We start from the raw sequence: 21,415 nt of genomic DNA, 5'->3' as shown, positions 1-21,415 counted from the left end.
TTCTAAATTACCTCAACATAAATTTTAAGTAATGCATAAATTTTTTCAAAAATTTTTATTTTGATTTGATGATTACCAACTGTTAATTTTAAATTTTCAGGCAAATAAATAGAACTACAATCAATATTATTAGTTATTAAAGCATCTATAATCTGTTTTTTAGATATTGAACCAAAAATTTTATCATTTTTATTTTTAGTCAAACTAAACTTTAATTCAACCTGTTCAATTTGTTTTTTTAAAAGATTAGCTTGAACTAAAGCAGTATCATGTTCTTGAGCAACTCTTTTTAAGTGGTTTTCTAATGTTTTTTGATTGCTTTCAGTTAGAGGAACAGCAAGTTTATTTTTAAACAAGTAATTTTTTGCATAACCATCTTTAGCATCAACAATTGAATTAGCTTTGCCTAACTTAGGAACGTCATGTAATAAAATTACTTTCATAAACATATTTCCTCTCTTTCTTTATATTTTAATCTTAATCACGAACAAAAGGTAATAATGCAATAATACGCGCTCGTTTAATTGCATTTGATAAATGTCGTTGATGCAATGCACAAGTACCAATTTGACGTCGAGAAAGAATTTTAGCATATGAATTGATATATTTTTCTAACAATTCTTTGTCTTTATAATCAATTTTTAAAACACCACTTGCGCAAAAATGACAAATCTTTCGACCTCTAGGGCGATAAAATTTTTTACGAAATCCTGCGTTTGCTTGAGTTCCTGTTGTATTAATGTCTTTAGGCCTAAAATTTCTTTTTGTATAACTACCTAATGAATTTTTATCTTTATTTTCATTGTTTAGTTGAACTTTTTCAGCATCTTGCTCAGAAATATTATTTGCTGGTTGCTTAATGTTTAAATTATCACTCATGTTTTTAACTCCTAATTTTCTAGATCATCTGATCACGGTATGTCTTTATCTGAATCATTCTTATCATCATTTAACTTATTATTTAAATCATTAATTTCATTTAAACTGAAGGCATCATCTAAGTTAATGTCAATATCGGCAGTATCAGGAAAAGCATTATCAATATTTGTAAGTTCCTTTGTGGAGAATTCTTGTGTTATTCCACTGCTATTTCTACGCGTTCCTGGTGAATTAATTGAATCAACAACAATTTGAATTTGGGAAATTTTTTTACCTTCTTTATTAATGAATTTACTTACTTGCACTCGACCATCAGCAACAACAAAATCACCACGTTTTAAATTTCTCTGCACATAACTAGCAACATTATTCCATGTAACACAATTAATGAAATGGGTATTATCATTAAAATCTTTAGAATCTTTAATCGCAATAACAATTCTTGCCCCAATAAAATTACTATTTGAAGAATTTAAAATTTTTGGATCATCTGCTAAATAACCAGCTAGAACTACTCGATTCATTAATTATTTATTACCTTTTTTATTAATAGTTTTTTTTGAATTACTAACTGTTTTTGTAGATTTTGATTTCGAAGATACTGGTTTTAAATTAACCTTTTTAACATTTGTACCATCATTTTCAATAATTTGTTTGCTAGTTACTTCTTTTTTGGGTTTAGTAGGATTAATTGTTTTTTTAATAGAAGTTTTAGGTTTTGTTGTAGTTTTTTTATTCTTTTTTAATTCCAACAATTCTTTATCCTTAAAATGTTCAATAATATGACGGTGTGGTTTGTGGTTGTGTGCCTGATTGTTTTTCTTATCAATATCACTATCAATAACATTTTTAATTTTTGATTTTCTTAAAGAAGACTTTTCAGTCATTTTTTGACTATTTTCATCATTTTCAAAATAATCATCAAAATCTTCTTTAACATCAGAAGAAACTATTTTTTCTTTGCGTCTCACATTATTGTGTTTAATTTTACTCTTTTTATCATTTTCATCTTTATGATAATCATCATTAAATAAATTTTTAGTTGTTCTTTCTTCAACAATTATTTCAACAGGATTGTTTTTAGTTTCAGTAATCTCAGAAACTAAAGTATTTTCATCTTCATAAGTATCTTGTGGAAATAAACCATTAGAAGCATTTGTAGTTTCCTTAACTAAAGTACCTTCTTGTTCCTTTGCAATAATTGTTGTTTTTTCATCACCAATAGAATTAATAAGTTGGTTATTTTCTTCAACTAAAACTTTGGTTTTCTCAAAAGATTTTTCTTGAATTTTAGTTATTTTTAAATCATTTTCTAAAATAACTTTATTATTATCAATAACTTCAATATTTTCGTTACTAGAAACATTTTTTTCATTTAAAGAATTTAAATTTTCTTCATTTTTAATTTGTTTTTTTGAATTTATTCTATATTCAGGTAATTCAGAATATTTATTTTTTCTATGTTTAGGATTCTTAATGGTTATATCTTCCAATCCATTAGCACCAACTCTGCGAATTAAAGTTCATTCATCACGCTTTTTCTTTTTAAAAACAACTTGATGATTTTGCTTAGGATGAATGTAATCTGGATTATTAATAATTTCATCATATTTAGCTTTTTGAATAGCTGAAATCTTTAGTTTCTTTTCATTATTGGAAGCGCGTCAACCATAATCTTTAGATAAATTGATTATTAAATGTCTAAGAACAAATTTATTAATAAGAACCAAACGTCTTCAATCAACAAAAGAATTACCCTCACCATCAAAATTAATTTGATAATAATGTCCTAAAGTTTCATTATTAATAGGATAAGCTAATTCCTTTGTTCCTAAAAATTTAACATTAAGATTTTGACTTTCAATATTTTTGTTTAAATCTTCAACTATTTTGTCTGACTTAGCAGTATCCAATTTACCACTAACTATGACCATAATTTCATATTTAGATATCATTTTATAAGTTCCTTATGGGTGTGCAAATAATATTTGCAAGTTAACTTTTAAATTAAGCAAAAAATGCTTAAAAGATTATAACATTTTGTTAATTTTTTTTGACATGTTTATTGCACTTAAAATAGATGTATCCATATCTAGATATTTATATTCAGCTAAACGACCTAATAAATATAAATTTTTAATTTTTTTTAATTCATTATAATATTTATTATAAAGTTCATTATTTTTTTTATTGTTTATAGGGTAATATGGCAAATTTCATTTTTTACCATTAATATCAAAGGCTCCAGGATATTCTGTTGAAATAATAGTTTTTTCACATTTTTGTTTAGTCATTTGTTTATATTCAACTGTTCTTGTTTTTGCTTTATCTTTGGGCAAATTTATAATTGGAAATTTTTGCTTTCTTTTTGTATTAAAAGTTTGGAATTTAAATTCCAAACTACGATAAGGTAAAACGCCATATTTATAATCTAATAATGCTTCAATGGGACCACAATAAACAATTAAATCATTGCAAATTGATTTATTCCAATAAATTTGATTTTTAGCAATTTTTAAATAATCAAATGCATTAACATTTAAATGCAAATTAATATTTGGATGATCAATCATTTTATACATCATTTTTGTGTAACCACCAATTGGTAAGCCTTGAATTTTAGCTGTAGGAAAATAACTTTCATTTTCGCTCAAAGTAATTCCGACACGTGCAATTACACTTTCATCAATATCTTTAATATCAATGCCTCACATTTTTGCTGTGTATGGTGCATAAACATTGTCATAAACTCAATCAACAATTTTATTAAGTGGTTTATAATCTCTAAACTTTCGTAATTCTAAAATTGATATTTTAGGTTTATTTGGAAATTTTTCTTTTAAATATGCAACAATTTCATTACCATTTTTTAAATCCATTTTTTTAATTTCACTAAAATTAAATGGCAATCTTGTGGTAATTTTGTTGGGTAATTTAACTTGAACTTTATTAATATATCCATTAAATTTAGCAAACTGAGTAATAAATTTAATTACCTCATCATGCTCAGTATGAAAGATGTGGGGTCCATATTTATGATACATAATTTTATCTTTTGATAAAAGGTCATAACAATGTCCACCTAAATGATTTTGTTTTTCATAAATATCAACTTGATAAGAATTATTTGCTAACAAATTAGCCAAAGAGCAACCAGAAATTCCAGCACCAATAATAATAACTTTTTTCATTTTATAGTATATCCTTTTTATGTTTTAAAGTTTTTTCATAAAAATCATCTCCATATGGACCAGCAAAAATTTCTGAAGCATGTTCTTTATCTAAAAGTCAAACTAAAATATTAGCTAAATTAATATGAACAACATATGATCATTCAACATTTTTTCAAACTTTAAACAACTGTTCATCATACAATGAATTTTGTATCATTTCTGTTTCAATTAAATCTTCATTTGTAGGATGTAATGCAATATGAAAAAAATTTAATGGCAAATTTTTATTACTTAAAAACTGAAAAAATACTGCATTAACTTGATTATGTAAAAAATTATTGTTTGCAAACGATAAAAAGTTTTGAAATTTTGTATTTTTTATAAAATCTAAAATTAATATAGGATTATTGGATGCATTCTTAATAAGAATTTCTTTCAAATTTATTTTTTTAGATCCTTTAAAAATATCTATTGCCTTGAAACATTTAAAATTTAAAAGACGGTGTTTTATTGAAAGATTATTAAAAAGAAGTTTAGATATAACACAATTAATAATATTTTTAATCTTTACAGCTTCATTTAAAATTAATTCTTCACAATAGTTAACTTTTGATATTGCAACTGAAAAACTAATATATGGTGTACTAATTAAATCTATACCATTGCTAATATCTGCATCCCGATTAATTTGATTATTTAGTGAAATAATACCTGAATTTAATTTAATATTCGATTGTCTTAAATAAAGATATAATCATTTATCAACAAAATCAATTGCTTTAAAAATATCACCAGAATTTAAGTTATCAAAATCAATTGTTCTAAAATTATCATTAACTATTAAATTATGTTTACTATTAGTAAAAATTGGAGCAATGGCTGGTAACAAATTGTATTGTAAAATTAATTCATTGAAAAGAAGATTAATAAAAGTTCCTGTAAAATAGTTAGTTTGTTCTCGATTATATTTTGGAAAATATTCATTATTAAAAATAGGCATGATTTTTATTTAGAATCACGCATGTGTGGAAATAATAAAACATCACGAATTGATGAACTTTCAGTTAACAACATTACTAAGCGATCAATCCCAATGCCTAAACCTCCAGTTGGAGGTAATGCATATTCTAAAGCTTCTAAAAATTCATAATCAACATCAATAGCCTCATGATTTCCTTTATCACGTTCTATAATTTGATTTTCAAATCTTTGTTTTTGATCAATTGGATCATTCAATTCACTGTATGCATTTGCAAATTCTTTGCCAAAAATAAACAATTCAAATCGCTCTGTAAAACGTTTGTCTGAATAATCCAATTTAGCTAATGGTGACACATCAACAGGATGACCAATAACAAATGTTGGCTCAATCAATTTGTCTTCACAAAATTTTTCAAAAAATAAACTAACAATATGACCATAAGTTGCTTGATGCTTTTCAAAATTGATAGAATATTTATTTGCAATGGCAATTGCTTCTTCATCACTATGTATTTTACTGAAATCAATTCCTGTGTACTCTTTAATCAAATCAACCATTTTTACTCTTTTAAATGGTTTAGATAAATCAATAGTTTGATCATTAATTTTTATATGAAGGCGATTTAATTTATTAGCAATAAAACGAATAACATTTTCTGTAATGTTTAACACAGAAATCATGTCACCATAAGCTAAATACAATTCCATTGAAGTAAACTCAGGATTATGAGTTGAATCCATGCCTTCATTTCGAAAAATTCTTCCTATTTCATAAATTTTTTCAAATCCACCCACAATTAATTTTTTTAAAGGAATTTCAGTTGCAATGCGCAAATAAAAATCTTTTTTTAATGTATTATGATGTGTTACAAATGGTCGAGCATTAGCACCACCTAATGTAGCTTGTAAAACTGGTGTTTCAACTTCAAAAAAACCAATACTATCTAAATATTCTCGCATTAAACGAATAATTTTTGATCGAGTTAAAAAAGTTTCCATTGATTTAGAATTATAAAGTAAATCAAGATATCTTTTACGTGCCCGATCTTCTTCATTGGTTAAACCATGAAATTTTTCAGGTGGAGTCTTTAATGATTTACTAATAATTTTTAACTCTATTAAATTCAGTGTTAATTCATTAGTATTCGTTTTCATAGGATGACCAATTGCATAAACAATATCACCTAAATCCAAGTATTTATCAAAATACTCAAATAAATTAAAATGATCTTTTTTATTAATATAAAGTTGAATTTTTCCAAAAAAATCTTGAATTAGAATAAAAGTATGTCGAATACCTACAACGCGCCCGGCCAAAACAATGGTGTCCTTGCTTGATTCTAAATCAACTTTCGAAAATTGAGAATATTGCTCCTTAAAAGTCTTAGAATCATGAGTTCTTTCAACTTTTGTAATTTCATAAGGGTTACAATTATTTTTTTGCAATTCATTTAACTTTGATAAACGAATTTTTTCTTGATCTGATAATTTTTCTTTCATATTTTTAGATATTTAGTAAGTTAATTCAATATTAAAACAACAAATTTAAAACAATTAAATAAAATTGTCAATTTGAGTAATTTTAATATGTTTAAAATCAGAATTACAAATTGTTTTTAATTTTTCTACATCTATATCCTCAAGATTATTTAATTTAAGCAAAATTCCAGAATCTGGAAATAAGTTGTACATAATATTAGATATTTGAAAAACTAATCAACGATCTGTCAAGGATAATGATTCAACATTGTCAATTAAATAAAAAATATCTGGTTTTATTTTTAAACCATTTTTAGAAATTTTTTTATTAATTTTTTTTATTTTTTTGTTAGCTTTTTTTAAATTATCACTAATTCTTAACATGTTTTCAAAGCGATTAACAAAACTTAATTTTTGAATTACAAAATCTTTAAGTGTTAGTTTCTTATTTACAGCAACAATCTTTCTCATAACGTAAATATAACTCATGGAAATAATAAAAGCAACTGCTGACACAATGAATAAAGTAATTGTTATTGGATTCCCAAAAGCAGCTTTAAATGAATTAATAAATCCATCAAAATTACCCTTAATTGCACCAGTAATACCTTCTATAATTGGTTGTGCAATTCCTGTAATTAAAGTAAAAATAAAAATAGCTAAACATAATCAACAAAAAACATCGATTAATGTAACTCATTTAGGTTTTCCCTTAACAATTGATGTTGAATGCTTAAAATTATATGAACGAAATAAAAAAATAGTCATTATATACAAAATTGTTGAATACTTAATTAAACCTTCATCAATTTGACAATTAGTCAAAGTATAAAAACGATCATCGCTAAAAAAATCCCCAATTTTTTTAGAATTGTTAAAAATTTCTAAAGATTCTTTTTGGGCATTTTTGCATGATATTAAAATTTGTTTCATAAGTAATAATTTATCTTTAAATTTATATTGTATAAAGTTTAGTTATTATATAAGAAAGTTAATAAAATATAAAAAATCTAATATAAATTTTAATAGAAACGTATGATCTTAATATATTCAAAATAAAATCAAATTAAAGTCATTACACAAAAATTTATATAACAAAAGTGCATTTTAATAGAAATTTATAAATAATAACATCAAGAAAGTAATAGAATAATACTTGATTTGAAACAAACCCTAATTGAAATATAAATTTAAATACAATAGCTAGAGAATTCTGAATATGAACTCAAATTCATTTGGCTATTAGAAATAAAGGTTTTAGAAATTTAATTAAAAAAAGCAAAAAAAATTATATTAACTATGCAACACTAAAAGAAATTAAAACTTTTTTAAGAAAATATAAACCACTTAACGGAATTAAATGAATATGTATGAAATTTATGGTTTCTATTAGTATTTGTGATAAATTGTTTCCTTTATTTTACAAGAGATTTATTTAAATAAATGAAGTTAAATCAAGTTAAAAATAATAAATTTATTTTACTTCTAGTGATTTTATTTTTTGAAATAAGGAATAACTATAAAAAAAAGATAATAATTTAAGTATAAATCTATTTTTTCAAAACAAATAACCATATAAACCAACTAAAAAGGATTTATGTTTGTGCTTATAATAATTTTTAAATGCTTTTAATCATGTTTTTTCATTCTTTTTTTTATTTTTTTTTCAACTTCCTTGAAAAGAATAATAAAAAACATTTTCTAAATTATTTTTGTCAATAAATGTTAATGGCAAAAATTGAAATAATTCATTTTCACAAAAATCATAATTAAAAATAAATAAATCTAAATTTTTAAAACTTTGTGTAAATTGTAATGGACCAACTTCTATGTTATTGATATTTTTAATATCTTTATACTTTATATATCGATTTCATAAATCCTCAGTAATTTTTTGTGATTTTTCATCAGCTATATAAAAAACACAAGGATTAACATAATACTTATCTTCTCTAAGAATAAAAGATTTTTTTTTTGATTCAATTGCATTTAAATATTGCTTAATTTTTGCTTTATTAACACCAATTAAAGCATCCATATACATACCAGTGTTTTTTAACAATTTTCAAATTCGATAAACATCAGCCATACGAACATATTTTTTTTCAACCAAACATTTTTTATAATATTCAACATTTTTAAGTAAATAATTATGCTCTTCACTAGAAGGGCCTAAGATAAATTTATGATTTGGGGCAACAATTTGATTTAATTCATCAAATTTTTGCATTAATTCATTTTTTTTAATTTCATCACCAAACCAAAATGTATAAATATTCATATTTAAACTTTATTATTTCAATTTTTCATTACAGATTAATGATATATTTTTTTGTAGTTGAATCAAAACATTTTTTGGCGATACAATTCATTCAGAAGTTCATATTCTAAAATGATTTCAGCCTCGTTTTTTCATAAACACATTTTTGTATACAAAATTTTCATAAAAAGAATTTAATGAATTAAATTCAGGAATATCAATATCAATTGCTAAAATTGGACTTCCGTTCCTAAATAAAACAAAATCAAAAACATATTTACCTTCAACAACATTCATGTTAATATCAAAAAATTTATCAAAAATTTTAAAAATATTTTTCTTAACAGAATTAAAAATATATTCATTAGTTTTCTTTACTAAATCTATATTTGAGTGATTTGATGTAACAACATAATTTTGATTATGATTTTGCCTTTCAATTAGGTCTTGCTTTTCACAATAATCTAAATATTCAACTAATAATCTTGTTCCTGGAATTTTACTTGATCATCCATTATACTCATTAGCCATATTTGTTTTGAATAATTCAATACGGTGCTTAGAACGAGTTATTGCAACATTTAAACGATTTTCACCTTCATTTTTACTTATTGGTCCATAATTATTTACTGATTTGTCATAACCTAATGAAAACAGTATAATGTCTCTTTCATCACCTTGAACATTTTCAACATTTTTAACAAATAATCCAATATATTCATTATTATCATTATAACGATCACGCCATTCATTAATTAGTGGATCATTTAATTTATCTAAAAGATTTTCAATTAAATCACATTGTGTTTTATTAAAAGTGATTACTCCAATAGTTTTTTTATAATCTAGTGTTTTACTTAATTCTTGTAAACGATTTACTAATGCTTGTGCTTCTTCATAATTACGGTTATTCTGTCATTTACCACTTTTAACATTATGAACAATAAAGGTTCGTTCAGATTTAATTGCTTTATCCATAAAAATTAATTCATTTTCATATATATGGTCATTTGTAAAAGCAATTAAATTGCTAAAATCAGATCGATAATGATATCGAAGCATTGTTGTGATTCTTGCACGTTCTTTTAAAAAGTGAATTAAACTTATAGCATTAACTGCTTCATTGGTTTCAATAACACTATTGCTATCTAATTCTTCAAATGAATCATCATCATAATTAGCCCGAGATTGAAAAAAATTAGAAGGATGTAATTGTTTAGTATCACCAGCAACAATATACTTACTGGATCTATATAAAGCAGGTAAAGCTCGTTCTAAAAAAACCTGACTAGCTTCATCAATAATGACATAATCATAAAGATTTTTTTTATTTTCCAACAAAATAGAAGCACTTTCAAACGACATGATATGTATAGGGTATAATTCTTTAAGAATTGATCTGTACATATTAAATCACCAAGAAATATCTTTAAAATTAGAGTTACGACCATGACGGCACATTTCTAAAAGTGTTGTCTTGTCTTGTTGATAAAGATTGTAAAACTTTTTAATAATAAAAGCGTGTAAAGCATCTTTACAATTAGAAATAAAATTACAAATTTCTTTCTCAAATTGATGTGAAAATTGATCAATATCAACTTGCAAATGCAACAATTTTTTTAAATAATTTGGACTTTTATTTTCCATGTATCATGAATAAAAATATAATTTATGATTTTTTAAAATGTTATTAGAAATAACTCACTGAATTGTAATTGCTTTTTCTTTTGAAGAATAATCTTTTAATTCAAAATATTGCTTAATTTTTTTTTCTAATTCAAAATAAAACTTCTCATCAGTTTTATTGAATTTAAAAAAATTAACAGTCATCTTGTTGGGTATTTCAATAACTTGATTTTTTAAAAAATTGTGAATAATTCAACAAATTATTTTTTTATTTTTGTCTGTTTTATCTGCAAAAGTAGAACTATAAATGTTTACAAATTTTAAAAAATCAGAAATTTTTCAATTTTTAGTTAATTCTTTTTCAAAACTTAAATATTCATTATGTTTTTCCAATCATTTTTCATTGGAATTTTCTAAAACTCAATTATCGAATAATTTAGGATCACTTAGATTTATTGGAGTAGTATCAATAATTTGAAAATTAAATAACATATCTTCAAAATTATATTCATTCTTACCTGAAGATATTTTCATTCCATAAATACTTCAAATTACTTTAGATTTTTCAAATGAATTACTAATTAAATCAAAATTAAATGTTGGTTTTTTTAATGAAAGCAATTCACTTTTATATTCTTTTTCAAAATAAGATTCATACTCAACAAATTGTTGATAAAATTTTTGCTTGTCATCAATTAAATTAGGAACATACAAAGCAATATGCTTCAATTTGCCTAAACGATTATAAACAACATCCATAGCTGTTGTTTTTTCACTAACAAACAATGCAGTTTTATTATTTAGTGCAATATTAGCTAAAATGTTTAAAATTGTTTCTGATTTTCCTGTTCCGGGAGGACCTTCAATAACAACATCTCCTTCTAAAGCATGTTTGATGGCTAATTGTTGATAAATATCAATATTACTTATTAATGATATTTCACCAACTTTAAAATTATTTTGAAATTCTTTATGATTAAATAATAAATCTTTTTTATTTTCAAATACTTCATCAATTGCATTTGGATCTTTACTCATTATTGTAGTAAAATCTTGAAACAATTTATCTCCTTTTACATCAAAAATACCTAATAAAACATTATTAATAACAGTATTTTTACTAGCTGTTTTTGAGTCATCAGAAAAATCTAAACGGTTTTTCTTTTGGAATGGAATGACTTCGTTAGTTAAAGGCATTTTAAAGTGAATATCTAAATCTTTAAAAACATTAAATGCACTTTGAATATTCAAAATAGAGTTATCATAATTATTTTGGAACAAGATATTTCTCTTGTTTACTTCAACACCAAGAATAGTCGGATTAATAATGAATTCATCACGGTTAATAATTAAATTTATTTTTTGAAAACGATTAATGGGTTCTAATTCAACTTGAACATATAATAATGGAGCTCGATAATAATCGCCAAATTCATTAATTCCTTCAACCAAAGGAAGACCAATAAATAAACTACTATCTCCAAACTCTCTAACTTGTTTTTTTAATAATTTGTGTAAGCGAACAAAATCATTTTGAAAAGTTTTAAATAAATTATCTACACTCCCAAAACGTCGAATACTTTCTGAATCAGGAATATCATTTAAACGTTTTAAGTCAATTTCAATAATATCATTTGTATTTATAAAATTAACAATACCATTAATTGAATGATCATAGATATTTGAAGCACATTTTAATAATTCACCAATATCCATAACAGTTTGTGACAAAGCAGGCAACCAAAAACTATTTGATTTTGTTTTTGCTGAAACTAAACGGTTTTTTAGTCATGATCAATCAGCTGACATACATTAAATTCCTATTCCACTAATAACTATTAAATGAATACAACATAAAAACATTATAAAAAAATCAAATTAATGGAATTTATGTTTTTTTAAATATTTTTTCTTTCAACAAATCAAAAGAACTTGTTAATTTAGTGATAACAACTTTTCTAAATGACGGATTTATTACCACTAAAACAAAAGTAACAATTGCAACAACAGTTGAACTAATTACAAAAACTAAAAATAGCATTAAAATTGTTTGAGAATTTAATGATAAATGTGTTGGTTTATTAGTAAAAATAAATGATGCAATTAATGTAAATGTAATACCAATAACTAAAACAAAAATAAGTTCAATAAATATAAATTTTAACAATGCAAATCTATACTCTTGTTTATTAATAAAAAATGTTTTAATAGTAGATAATTTAATGGCTATGTACCTAAAACCAACTGCTAGCAAATTAGATAATATTAAACCAAATATTAAATATAAACCATTCATTAAATTTGGAAAATAAAAAGCAATAATTGTATTAATTATTGATAAAGCTACATTAATAATAGCTTCAACTATTGCAAATTTAAACTTTCATTTATATTCACCACTAATACTCTTTGTATTTTCAGGTGATGATCTAGCTAGATCAATAAAACAAGATAAACCAACCAATAAACTAATTCATAAGTTAAATGAGTTATTTAATAATTGATCAGGTGTAGGTCAATTATTTATTAAATCTGTTTGATTTAAGTTGCTTAAATTTGTTGAAGGATTGTTCACTATAAAAGATGTTAAGAAAGGCGAACAAAGCATCACATATATCATTGAAACTATTGCAAATATAAAACACGAATAATCATAAATATTATATGCAAATTTTACATATTCTTTATTAGTGCTATGATAAATTCGAGCATATGAAGTGGCTGGCGTTGAAACAACTATTGACAAAATAGATGAAACAGAATTTTTTACAACAAAATATGTCCCAAAAATACCTGCTAAAGTTGATGCAATTTGAGGCGTTGTAAATTGCCCAAAAATACCAAAAATAAAAAAAGAAGTATTAACAACAAATTGAGCAATAAAAGCATCAGCTAAAATTTGCCTTCGAATCACTTTATCACCAACTTCTTTTTTTAGAATTTTAGGAACAAATCATGGAGCAATTTTTTTTCTTAAGCAAAACGCAATTATAATCCCAAAAGATCCTAGTAAATTTCCTGAAAAAGCAGAAATAATTAATAATCATTTGTTGTTGCCTATAAATTGATAAGTGTTATTGGCAAGGACAATAGCTATAAAAATGCTATTAAAAAAAATTTTTCCAAATAAATCAAAAGTTTGTAATAAATATCCTCTTCTTTCAACATAAAGAATTTGTTGATAAATTGGTGATAATAAAAACGAAAATAAACTTGATAACCCAGCTGCTAAAATGATTAAAGAACTAATTAAACTATCAGTTGGATTATTTAAACCAATAATATATGGATATACAACAGCAAGCAATAATAAGAGTAAAAAAGAAATTACTCCCCTAGTTCGATATTCATATAATGATCTCTGCATTAATTCATTTGCAAGCAAATAATTTTTTTTTGATAATGGTTCATATAAACGATAAACAGTTAATGAACCTACTCCAGATAATAATAAAGAAATATATGGTAATAATGCAGTTGCAATACCCATAAAACCATAATTAGTTGTACCCAAAAATTGATTAGTAATATATGATGTTGCAAATGAAATTGCAAGTGATATTACATTTACTATAAAACTAATGTAAATATTTTTTATTACAACCCGATATTCTGACATATTGCTAACAAACCAATTTTATTTAAAAACATTCTAAATAAATAAAACAAAAAACATAACTAAATTAATATTTACATTTATTCATTAATAACATGATTTAGTTTTTTTAAATAAATTTTTTTAACAATTGGGAACAAACAAAAGCAATAAAAAAGCAAATAAATTAATTTATAAAAAAATTTAATTTCTTTCAATTTTATAAAATGCTTTCTTAAATATCAAAGAACAAATAATCTCGAAATAACAACTTTTAAATGAGGATTTGTTTTTAAAACAAAGTGTGATTCCCATATATAATATTCATAATTTGTTAACTTATCATTTAAATTATTAAATGAAGTACCATCTTTATTGTAAAAATGCTTAATAACTGGATTGATCTTAATTGCTGGCAAATCATAATAATAGAATAGCAAAACTACTTCATAAATTTTTGTTTTGAAATTTAAAAATGAATTAAATCATTCTTTATTTTTCAAAATGTGATTACTATGAATTAAAATGAATTTATCTCCAACTCTTCCTTGTTTAAAATAAAAATCTTTTAAAGTATTAGCATTATCAAATTTGTCACCAATAATTTTGTTATTTTTGGATAAATTATCAGCAACATAAACAAAATTTAAATTTTTATTAGTCTTAAATTCATTTAAAAAAGAATCAAAATCTATAATTTCATCTTTGTCATCACACATAAATATTCAGTCATTTACATTATTTTTAATAATGTAATTTAAAAAAGACTTTACTTTACCTACATTGGAATTATTATTAATAAAAGTTAAATTCAAATTATTTGAAGTAATAAATGAATTATCTTCAGAATCATTAATAAAAATAAAATCTATATCTGGGTATTTTTTTGCAAAACTAGTTCATTTATTTTCATACAATTTAAAATTTTTGGAACAAATTAAAAATTTCATTAAATTAATGGACCGCCATTTTATAAAAAACGCAATACATTTTTTGCAATCATTAATTCTTCATTTGTTCTAACTTGATATAAATTGTATTTTGAATTATTATTACTAATTTTTTTAATATTAGTATATGAAAGATCATTTAATGCATCTTGATCATAAGCTAAGTTAAGTAATGGTAAAAATTCAATAATTTTTTCGATAATTGGTGTGCAATTTTCTCCAATTCCGGCCGTAAAAACAATTCCATCTATTTTACCGCACAACTGATTAGCATAAGAAATAACATAGTTAGCTACACGTTGCGCATACATTTCAATTGCAACTTTATTTTTAACTTTATCTCTAAAAATATCACGCATATCTGAACTGCCTGTTAAAGCTAGCATTCCAGACTTTTTATTTAAAAAATTAGTTATATCTTTAGAAGATTTATTTAATTCTTCAGATAAATAATCAATAACTGAAGGGTCAATATCTCCTGATCTTGTGCCCATAATTAAACCTTCTAATGGAGTAAATCCCATTGATGTATTATAAGATTTACCATTTTTAACTGCACAAATAGAAGCGCCGTTACCTAAATGGCAAATTATCATATTTAAATCTTTTTTATTCAAATAATTTTGCATGTTTTCAGTTACAAAATGAAATGAAGTTCCATGAGCACCATAACGACGAACTAAATATTTGGATTCTCATTCTAAGGGAATTGCATAACGATAATTAATTTCAGGCATAGTAGAATGAAAAGTTGTATCAAAAACAGCAACATTTTTACAATTTGGTATTAAATCTAATAAATCAATAATAACATCAGCTTCATGTTTATTATGTAAAGGTGCAAGTTTTGAATATTCAATAATTTTATTTAAAACATTATTATCTACAAAAACTGAATCATTAAAATAATTTCCACCTTGAACAACTCTATGCCCTGCACCTATAATTTCTTCAAAGTTTTCAATAATTTTTAATGAAATTAAATGATTTAAAATGCATTTTAAAGCATCTTTATGATTTGATAAGGGGGTACTTTTTTGAATTTTTTCATTTGTAAGAACATTTGTTATTTCAAAAGCACCATCAATAAAAATTCTCTCGCATAAACCTTTTGATATTAAATTCAAATTTAAATCAAATAATTGAAATTTAATTGAACTTGAACCAGCATTTAAAACTAAAATTTTATTCATCTTTTTTAATTTCCTTAATTTACCTTAAACCTTTATCAAAATGTAATCCTGCAGATTTTGGACCTTTAATAAATTTACCAAATAACAACATAACCACAAGTGTGACAATAAAGGGAATCATTCTAAGCATATAACCAATAGATACATTCCCTAAAGTTTGTTGAGTATATGCTAACAATAATGCAAATGCTAAACCAATAATAGTTCCAGGAATAATTTTTCAAGAACTAACAATTAATAAGGCAATAGCAATAAATCCTAATCCATTAACATCACCTGTAAATTTTGCATTAGTATAAGCAAAAGCAAATAAACTACCAGATAAACCAGCAATGGCTCCCACAACCATTAATCCAATTCATTGATATTTAATTACATTTACCCCTTGAGCATCCACAGCATTTGGGTTTTCTCCACAAGCTCTATAACGTAAGCCTAAACGTGTAAAATTCATAATTAAATAAACTAAAACAATAATTAACATAGCAATTAAAAAACAAATAAGAGATTCTAGACGGATTCCACCATTTTCGCCTGAAAAAATTATTGTTTTTGGCACATATCTATTAGATAAAACTGATGTGCCAAAAAGAGTACTAGAACGATCTGCAATTATTAAACCAATTCCAGTTGATAATAAATTAATTCCTGTTCCAGCAATAACATGATCAGCTTTTAATTTTACTGTTGCTAAAGCAAATAAAATGCCAACAACAGTAGATAATAATGATGATATTAAAAAACTAAGTAAAAATGTTCATTCATAGGCATTATTATTTGGAATTAATTTAAAAAAAACATTAGAAAAAATCATAAAAAACAATGAACCAAAAGTCATCATTCCATTGATTGCAATATTAACAATGCCAACTCTTTCTGAAAGATAACCACTAAGAATTGCTAAAACTAATGAAGGGCCTAAAACAAGTCATGTGTTAATTAATGTTATTTCCATTTAAGCATCCTCCTTTTTAATTTTTATTTTTACAAAGTAGTTATCAATAATTTCCACTTTATTTATAAACTCAGATTTAATATGTTTATCTGTTATTTTATTCATTAAATCATTTAGTATTCTTAAATTTGCATCTCAATCTTTTAATACAATTTTTTCATCTGATTTAATTTTATCTAACCAAGTATTAATTATAATCTCAACTCTTTTGATAATTATTTTTTCATTAATAATAAGTTTATGTTTATTTATTTGTTCTAATATTTCTTTGTTTAAAATGTTAGTAGTTCATTTATCAATTTTAGTTTTATCATGATCTCATTTTGATAACATTAACTCACTTTTGTAATCAAAATTATTTAATTTATTTTCCCAATGAATAATTAAATTATAAGCACATGAATATTTAAATTCATTTATAATTTCATTTCTTTTATTTAGATATTCATCATTAATTTTTTGCTTTGATAATTTTATGGATGAAATTTTTTTCCCATTTGGATAAATTGAGTTTGATTTGATGAAATAAACACCAATACTCTTATAATAAAGTTTTATAAAAAAAAGTTTAAATTTATTTTTATTATTCCAATTAGAATTAATAACATTATTTATTATGTCATTTTTATTTTTTTTAATTAAAAATGTTCGACCTTCAACGTTAGAACCCATAAAATTTTCAAAATTTAAATAACTATCACTATTAAATTTTCCATATTTTAATAAATAAATCCAACGCCAAGGTCGAACATAAATTGACAATTGATAAATTGCAATCATATACATCATTATTCCTGTAATTAAAGAAATGGTAGATCCTGGTAACCCCGCTGGTTGGGAACCAACATTAACAAAAGAAAACAATATAGAAATAACAATAATTCCAAAAGGGTTATTTAGTGCAATTAATCCTATTGCAATTCCATTAAAACCTTCAGCTGGAACCATGTTTAATGATGTTCCGCCTGAACTATTAAAATTTAAAAAATCTGATTGACCAGTATAAACAATTACACCTAATATCCCAGCTAATACACCTGAAATAACAAATGATGCTAATTGCAATGAATTTTGATTGTAACCAAAATACTTTGCAGAAGTTGTTGATAATCCTGTTGTTTTTAATTTATGCCCAAAAACTGTAAATTTCATTAAGACTCAAACAATAATGACAGAAATAATTGCAAAAATGATTGATCATAATCAACCGCTTTTATTGATAAAAGGGGTAGAATTTTGTGTAGAAATATAAAAAGCAAAACTTTCTGGCAATGGGTTTGTTGCTAACTTACCAAGTTGTTGAGCATTTGGATCTCAATCATAATTGTAAACAAGATATCCAACAATAAATAAAACAATTCAATTAAGCAAAATAGCACTTACAACTTCATTAACTTTTAAATATATTTTTAACAATCCTGTTACTAATGCAACTGTAACTGCCCCAATAACTGAAAGAACAATTGTTAAAAACTGTCCTCCATACAAAGCATTAGCAGTAAATTCTTTTGGCAAAGCATTTATAATTAAAATAGCAGTTGAAGCACCAGCAAGCATTTGACCAGAAATACCTATGTTAAAAATACCAACATTCATTGCAAATGAAAAAGCCAAAGCGGCAACAACATAAATTGCAATTTGATATATAAAATTTTTTGTATTATCTGAAGACAAAAATAAACGACTAAAAATATTGAAAAATCCTTGTGATGGAATTCCAATTAATGAACCAATGATTAAAGATAATAAAAAAGAAATAATAACAAAAAATACTACAGAAAAAACTTTTCTTCTTGTTGAAATATTCGATGTTCTAAATAAAAATTTATCTGAATTAATTTTAAAAATATTTAAAAAATTACTGTACATACTATTAATTCCTTATTTACCAATTAATTCACCAATTTTTTGTCTTGTCATTTCAGATATTGGACCAATACCCACAATTGAATTGCGGTTCATTACAGCAACTGTATCAGAAATTGAAAGAATTTCATCAATTTCATAAGAAATTAAAATGACAGCATTACCCTTATCTTTTTCTTTTAAAGCACACTGATGAATATATTCAACAGCGCCCACATCCAATCCTCTAGAAGGTTGTACCATCAATAATAATTTATGATTTTTTGTTATTTCTCTTCCTAAAACTAACTTTTGTTGATTACCACCAGATAAAGAACGAACATTTGCTGTTCCATTAACTGAACCCCTTACATCAAAATTTCTAATAACTTCATTAGAATATTGAGCAATTTCATATTCAATAATAAAACCATATTGACTAAATGGTTTTTTAGAAATTAAGTTATTGACAATATTTTTTCTAGAAGATTGATCTAAAACAAGTCCATATTTATGACGATCTTCTGGAACATGACTTATCCCTAATTCATTTCTTTTCTTAATTGACATTTTAGAAATATCCTTTCCTAAAAAAAGAATTGAATTAGGTTTTGACAATTTTAATCCAGATATAATTTTTGCAACTTCACTTTGTCCATTTCCTTCAACTCCTGCAATTGCAAAAATTTCACCTGCATGCACTGAAAATGTATTATTTAAAGATTTGTTATTTGTTTTATTATTTTCAAAATTATTTTTAAAAAAATTTTTGTTTTCCTTTACTTTATTTTTTGATCAAACATTTTTAATTTTTTTTAAATAATTTTTAATATTTCGTTCAATATTTTTGAAAAAAACTTCAAAAGGAGGCATTCAAAATAAGTCTAAATCTTTTACTTCTAATAAAACATCATTAGATTTAACAATTCCATCATTTTTTACTGGCACAATTTTTCTGCCAATCATCAATTCTGCCATTTTTTCAATAGAAGTGTTCGCAACATCAATTGTGTCAATGTATTCACCTTTTCTAATGATAGTTGCAGTGTCTGCTATTTTTTTAATTTCATTTAATTTATGAGTAATTAAAACAATTGTTTTACCATTTTCTTTAAATGTTCTTAACATTTTTAAAAATGATTCAATTTCATTATCAGATAAAACAGATGTCGGCTCATCAAAAATTAAAATATTAGAATCACGATATAAAACTTTTAAAATTTCAACTTTTTGTTGTTGGCCAACAGTTAAATTAAAAATTTTGTCATTTAAATTTATATTGAAGCCATATTGATTAATTAAATCATTAAGTTTTTGCTTACTTTTATTTCTTGTTAAAAATCCAAACTTAGTGTTTTCAGAACCTAAAATTATATTGTCAATAACAGTGTAATTATCAATAAGTTTAAAATGTTGGTGAACCATTCCAATATTGTATTTAGCAGCATCCTTTGAAGAATTAAATTTAACTTTTGATCCTTCAATATATATTTCACCTTCATCTTGTTCATATAATCCGAACAAAATTGACATTAAAGTTGATTTTCCAGCACCATTTTCGCCAATTATTGCATGAATTGAGTTTTTAACAACAGATAAGTTTATCCCAACATTAGCTTTAATCTGTCCATTATTAAAAGATTTATGAATGTTAATCATTTCAAAAGCATACTTACTTTTATCAGAATGTAACGAATCATTATTCATGATTAATTTACCACTAAATGAGTTTAACAAAAAAATAAATATACTTACAATATACAATAAAAAAAATTAATACATGTAAAAAAGCAAGAGAAATTAAGTTTATGATAATAGATTAAAAAATTAAATCACTATTATTTAATTAACAAAAAGTTAATCTTTTTTAGAATCCTGATTGCCAAAAATGTTATCAGCATCTTCACCAGAAAATTGATCTAATCAAGCATCAACATCAAAATTATTATCATCTTTAGCATCAGCAACTTCATCATCTGATTTGCTAATGTTTGATTTGTTTTGATTTTCCTCAGTTAAAAGAACTCAATTCCCATTTTTGTCAAAATCACCAGCATACCAATCTCAATTACCATCTTCATCATAATACCCAAAATTAGGATTTCCTGCATACTTATTGAAATCAATATCACCATTTTCATCTGCATAGATGATATCACAATTAGGTTTTACATAATCTGGATCATGAATTCATTCATTGTTATCACCAAAATAACCTGATCAAACTCAAGAACCATTTTCTGGGTCATAATGACCATAATTTGAATCACCTACAAATTGTTTTCAATACTCATCATTTTCTTCATCTTTGCTTGTTTCTTCTGCCACAACTTCTTCTTGAATTGATTCAGCTTGTTGTTCTTTTTGTGGAGCATCATCAAAACTAACTTCTTCTTCAATTGGTTGTTCCACTACTTCTTCAGCAATTGGTTCATTTGATGTTACAACTTCTTCTTGAATTGATTCAACTTGTTGTTCT

General features: G+C 24.1%; 17 protein-coding genes. All 17 read right to left on the bottom strand.

Going from position 1 to position 21,415, the window contains the following annotated elements; genetic code table 4:
• Positions 1-2: 2 nt before the first annotated feature.
• On the bottom strand, positions 3-443 hold the full coding sequence (gene rplI, locus T383_RS0102420; protein WP_033160093.1) for a 50S ribosomal protein L9: 441 nt from the start codon (positions 441-443) through the stop codon (positions 3-5).
• A 34-nt stretch (positions 444-477) separates the two neighbouring features.
• Positions 478-879 (bottom strand): 30S ribosomal protein S18, encoded by a 402-nt coding sequence (gene rpsR / locus T383_RS0102415; protein WP_033160092.1) that lies wholly within the window; start codon positions 877-879, stop codon positions 478-480.
• Positions 880-890: 11 nt separating this feature from the next.
• On the bottom strand, positions 891-1,403 hold the full coding sequence (locus T383_RS0102410; protein WP_033160091.1) for a single-stranded DNA-binding protein: 513 nt from the start codon (positions 1,401-1,403) through the stop codon (positions 891-893).
• A gap of 3 nt (positions 1,404-1,406) precedes the next feature.
• On the bottom strand, positions 1,407-2,834 hold the full coding sequence (gene rpsF / locus T383_RS03770) for a 30S ribosomal protein S6 (RefSeq protein WP_052664029.1): 1,428 nt from the start codon (positions 2,832-2,834) through the stop codon (positions 1,407-1,409).
• Positions 2,835-2,909: 75 nt separating this feature from the next.
• Positions 2,910-4,070 (bottom strand): UDP-galactopyranose mutase, encoded by a 1,161-nt coding sequence (gene glf / locus T383_RS0102400; RefSeq protein ID WP_033160090.1) that lies wholly within the window; start codon positions 4,068-4,070, stop codon positions 2,910-2,912.
• Between the two features lies 1 nt (position 4,071).
• On the bottom strand, positions 4,072-5,052 hold the full coding sequence (locus tag T383_RS0102395; protein WP_033160089.1) for a hypothetical protein: 981 nt from the start codon (positions 5,050-5,052) through the stop codon (positions 4,072-4,074).
• A gap of 5 nt (positions 5,053-5,057) precedes the next feature.
• Entirely contained in the window at positions 5,058-6,533 is a 1,476-nt protein-coding gene (lysS, locus tag T383_RS0102390; protein WP_033160088.1) for a lysine--tRNA ligase, read from the bottom strand.
• Between the two features lie 54 nt (positions 6,534-6,587).
• Entirely contained in the window at positions 6,588-7,445 is an 858-nt protein-coding gene (locus T383_RS0102385; RefSeq protein WP_033160087.1) for a hypothetical protein, read from the bottom strand.
• Between the two features lie 541 nt (positions 7,446-7,986).
• The gene (locus T383_RS0102375; protein WP_033160085.1) at positions 7,987-8,793 is read right to left on the bottom strand and encodes a hypothetical protein; all 807 of its coding nucleotides are present in this window, start codon (positions 8,791-8,793) and stop codon (positions 7,987-7,989) included.
• A gap of 12 nt (positions 8,794-8,805) precedes the next feature.
• Positions 8,806-12,207: an AAA domain-containing protein gene (locus T383_RS0102370; protein WP_033160084.1), complete on the bottom strand. Its 3,402-nt coding sequence runs from the start codon at positions 12,205-12,207 to the stop codon at positions 8,806-8,808.
• 79 nt (positions 12,208-12,286) lie between these two features.
• On the bottom strand, positions 12,287-14,017 hold the full coding sequence (locus tag T383_RS0102365; RefSeq protein WP_033160083.1) for a hypothetical protein: 1,731 nt from the start codon (positions 14,015-14,017) through the stop codon (positions 12,287-12,289).
• Between the two features lie 77 nt (positions 14,018-14,094).
• Entirely contained in the window at positions 14,095-14,943 is an 849-nt protein-coding gene (locus T383_RS0102360; RefSeq protein WP_033160082.1) for a hypothetical protein, read from the bottom strand.
• A 20-nt stretch (positions 14,944-14,963) separates the two neighbouring features.
• Positions 14,964-16,136, bottom strand: coding sequence for an acetate kinase (locus T383_RS0102355; protein ID WP_033160081.1), 1,173 nt, complete (start codon positions 16,134-16,136; stop codon positions 14,964-14,966).
• 19 nt (positions 16,137-16,155) lie between these two features.
• Positions 16,156-17,091 (bottom strand): ABC transporter permease, encoded by a 936-nt coding sequence (locus T383_RS0102350; protein WP_033160080.1) that lies wholly within the window; start codon positions 17,089-17,091, stop codon positions 16,156-16,158.
• Positions 17,092-18,960 carry an ABC transporter permease gene (locus T383_RS0102345; protein WP_052664028.1) on the bottom strand — a complete coding sequence of 623 codons (1,869 nt, stop codon included), beginning with the start codon at positions 18,958-18,960 and terminating at the stop codon, positions 17,092-17,094.
• Between the two features lie 12 nt (positions 18,961-18,972).
• Complete coding sequence (locus tag T383_RS0102340) at positions 18,973-20,643, bottom strand: ABC transporter ATP-binding protein (protein WP_033160079.1); 1,671 nt, start codon at positions 20,641-20,643, stop codon at positions 18,973-18,975.
• Positions 20,644-20,793: 150 nt separating this feature from the next.
• Positions 20,794-21,415, bottom strand: a 622-nt coding sequence (locus tag T383_RS0102335) for an EAGR box-containing protein (protein WP_033160078.1), incomplete at its 5' end; no start/stop codon positions are given.

The organism is Mycoplasmoides alvi ATCC 29626 (genome assembly GCF_000701785.1).
GTDB lineage: Bacteria > Bacillota_I > Bacilli_A > Mycoplasmatales > Mycoplasmoidaceae > Mycoplasmoides > Mycoplasmoides alvi.
This window is presented reverse-complemented; position numbering and strand designations above follow the sequence as displayed.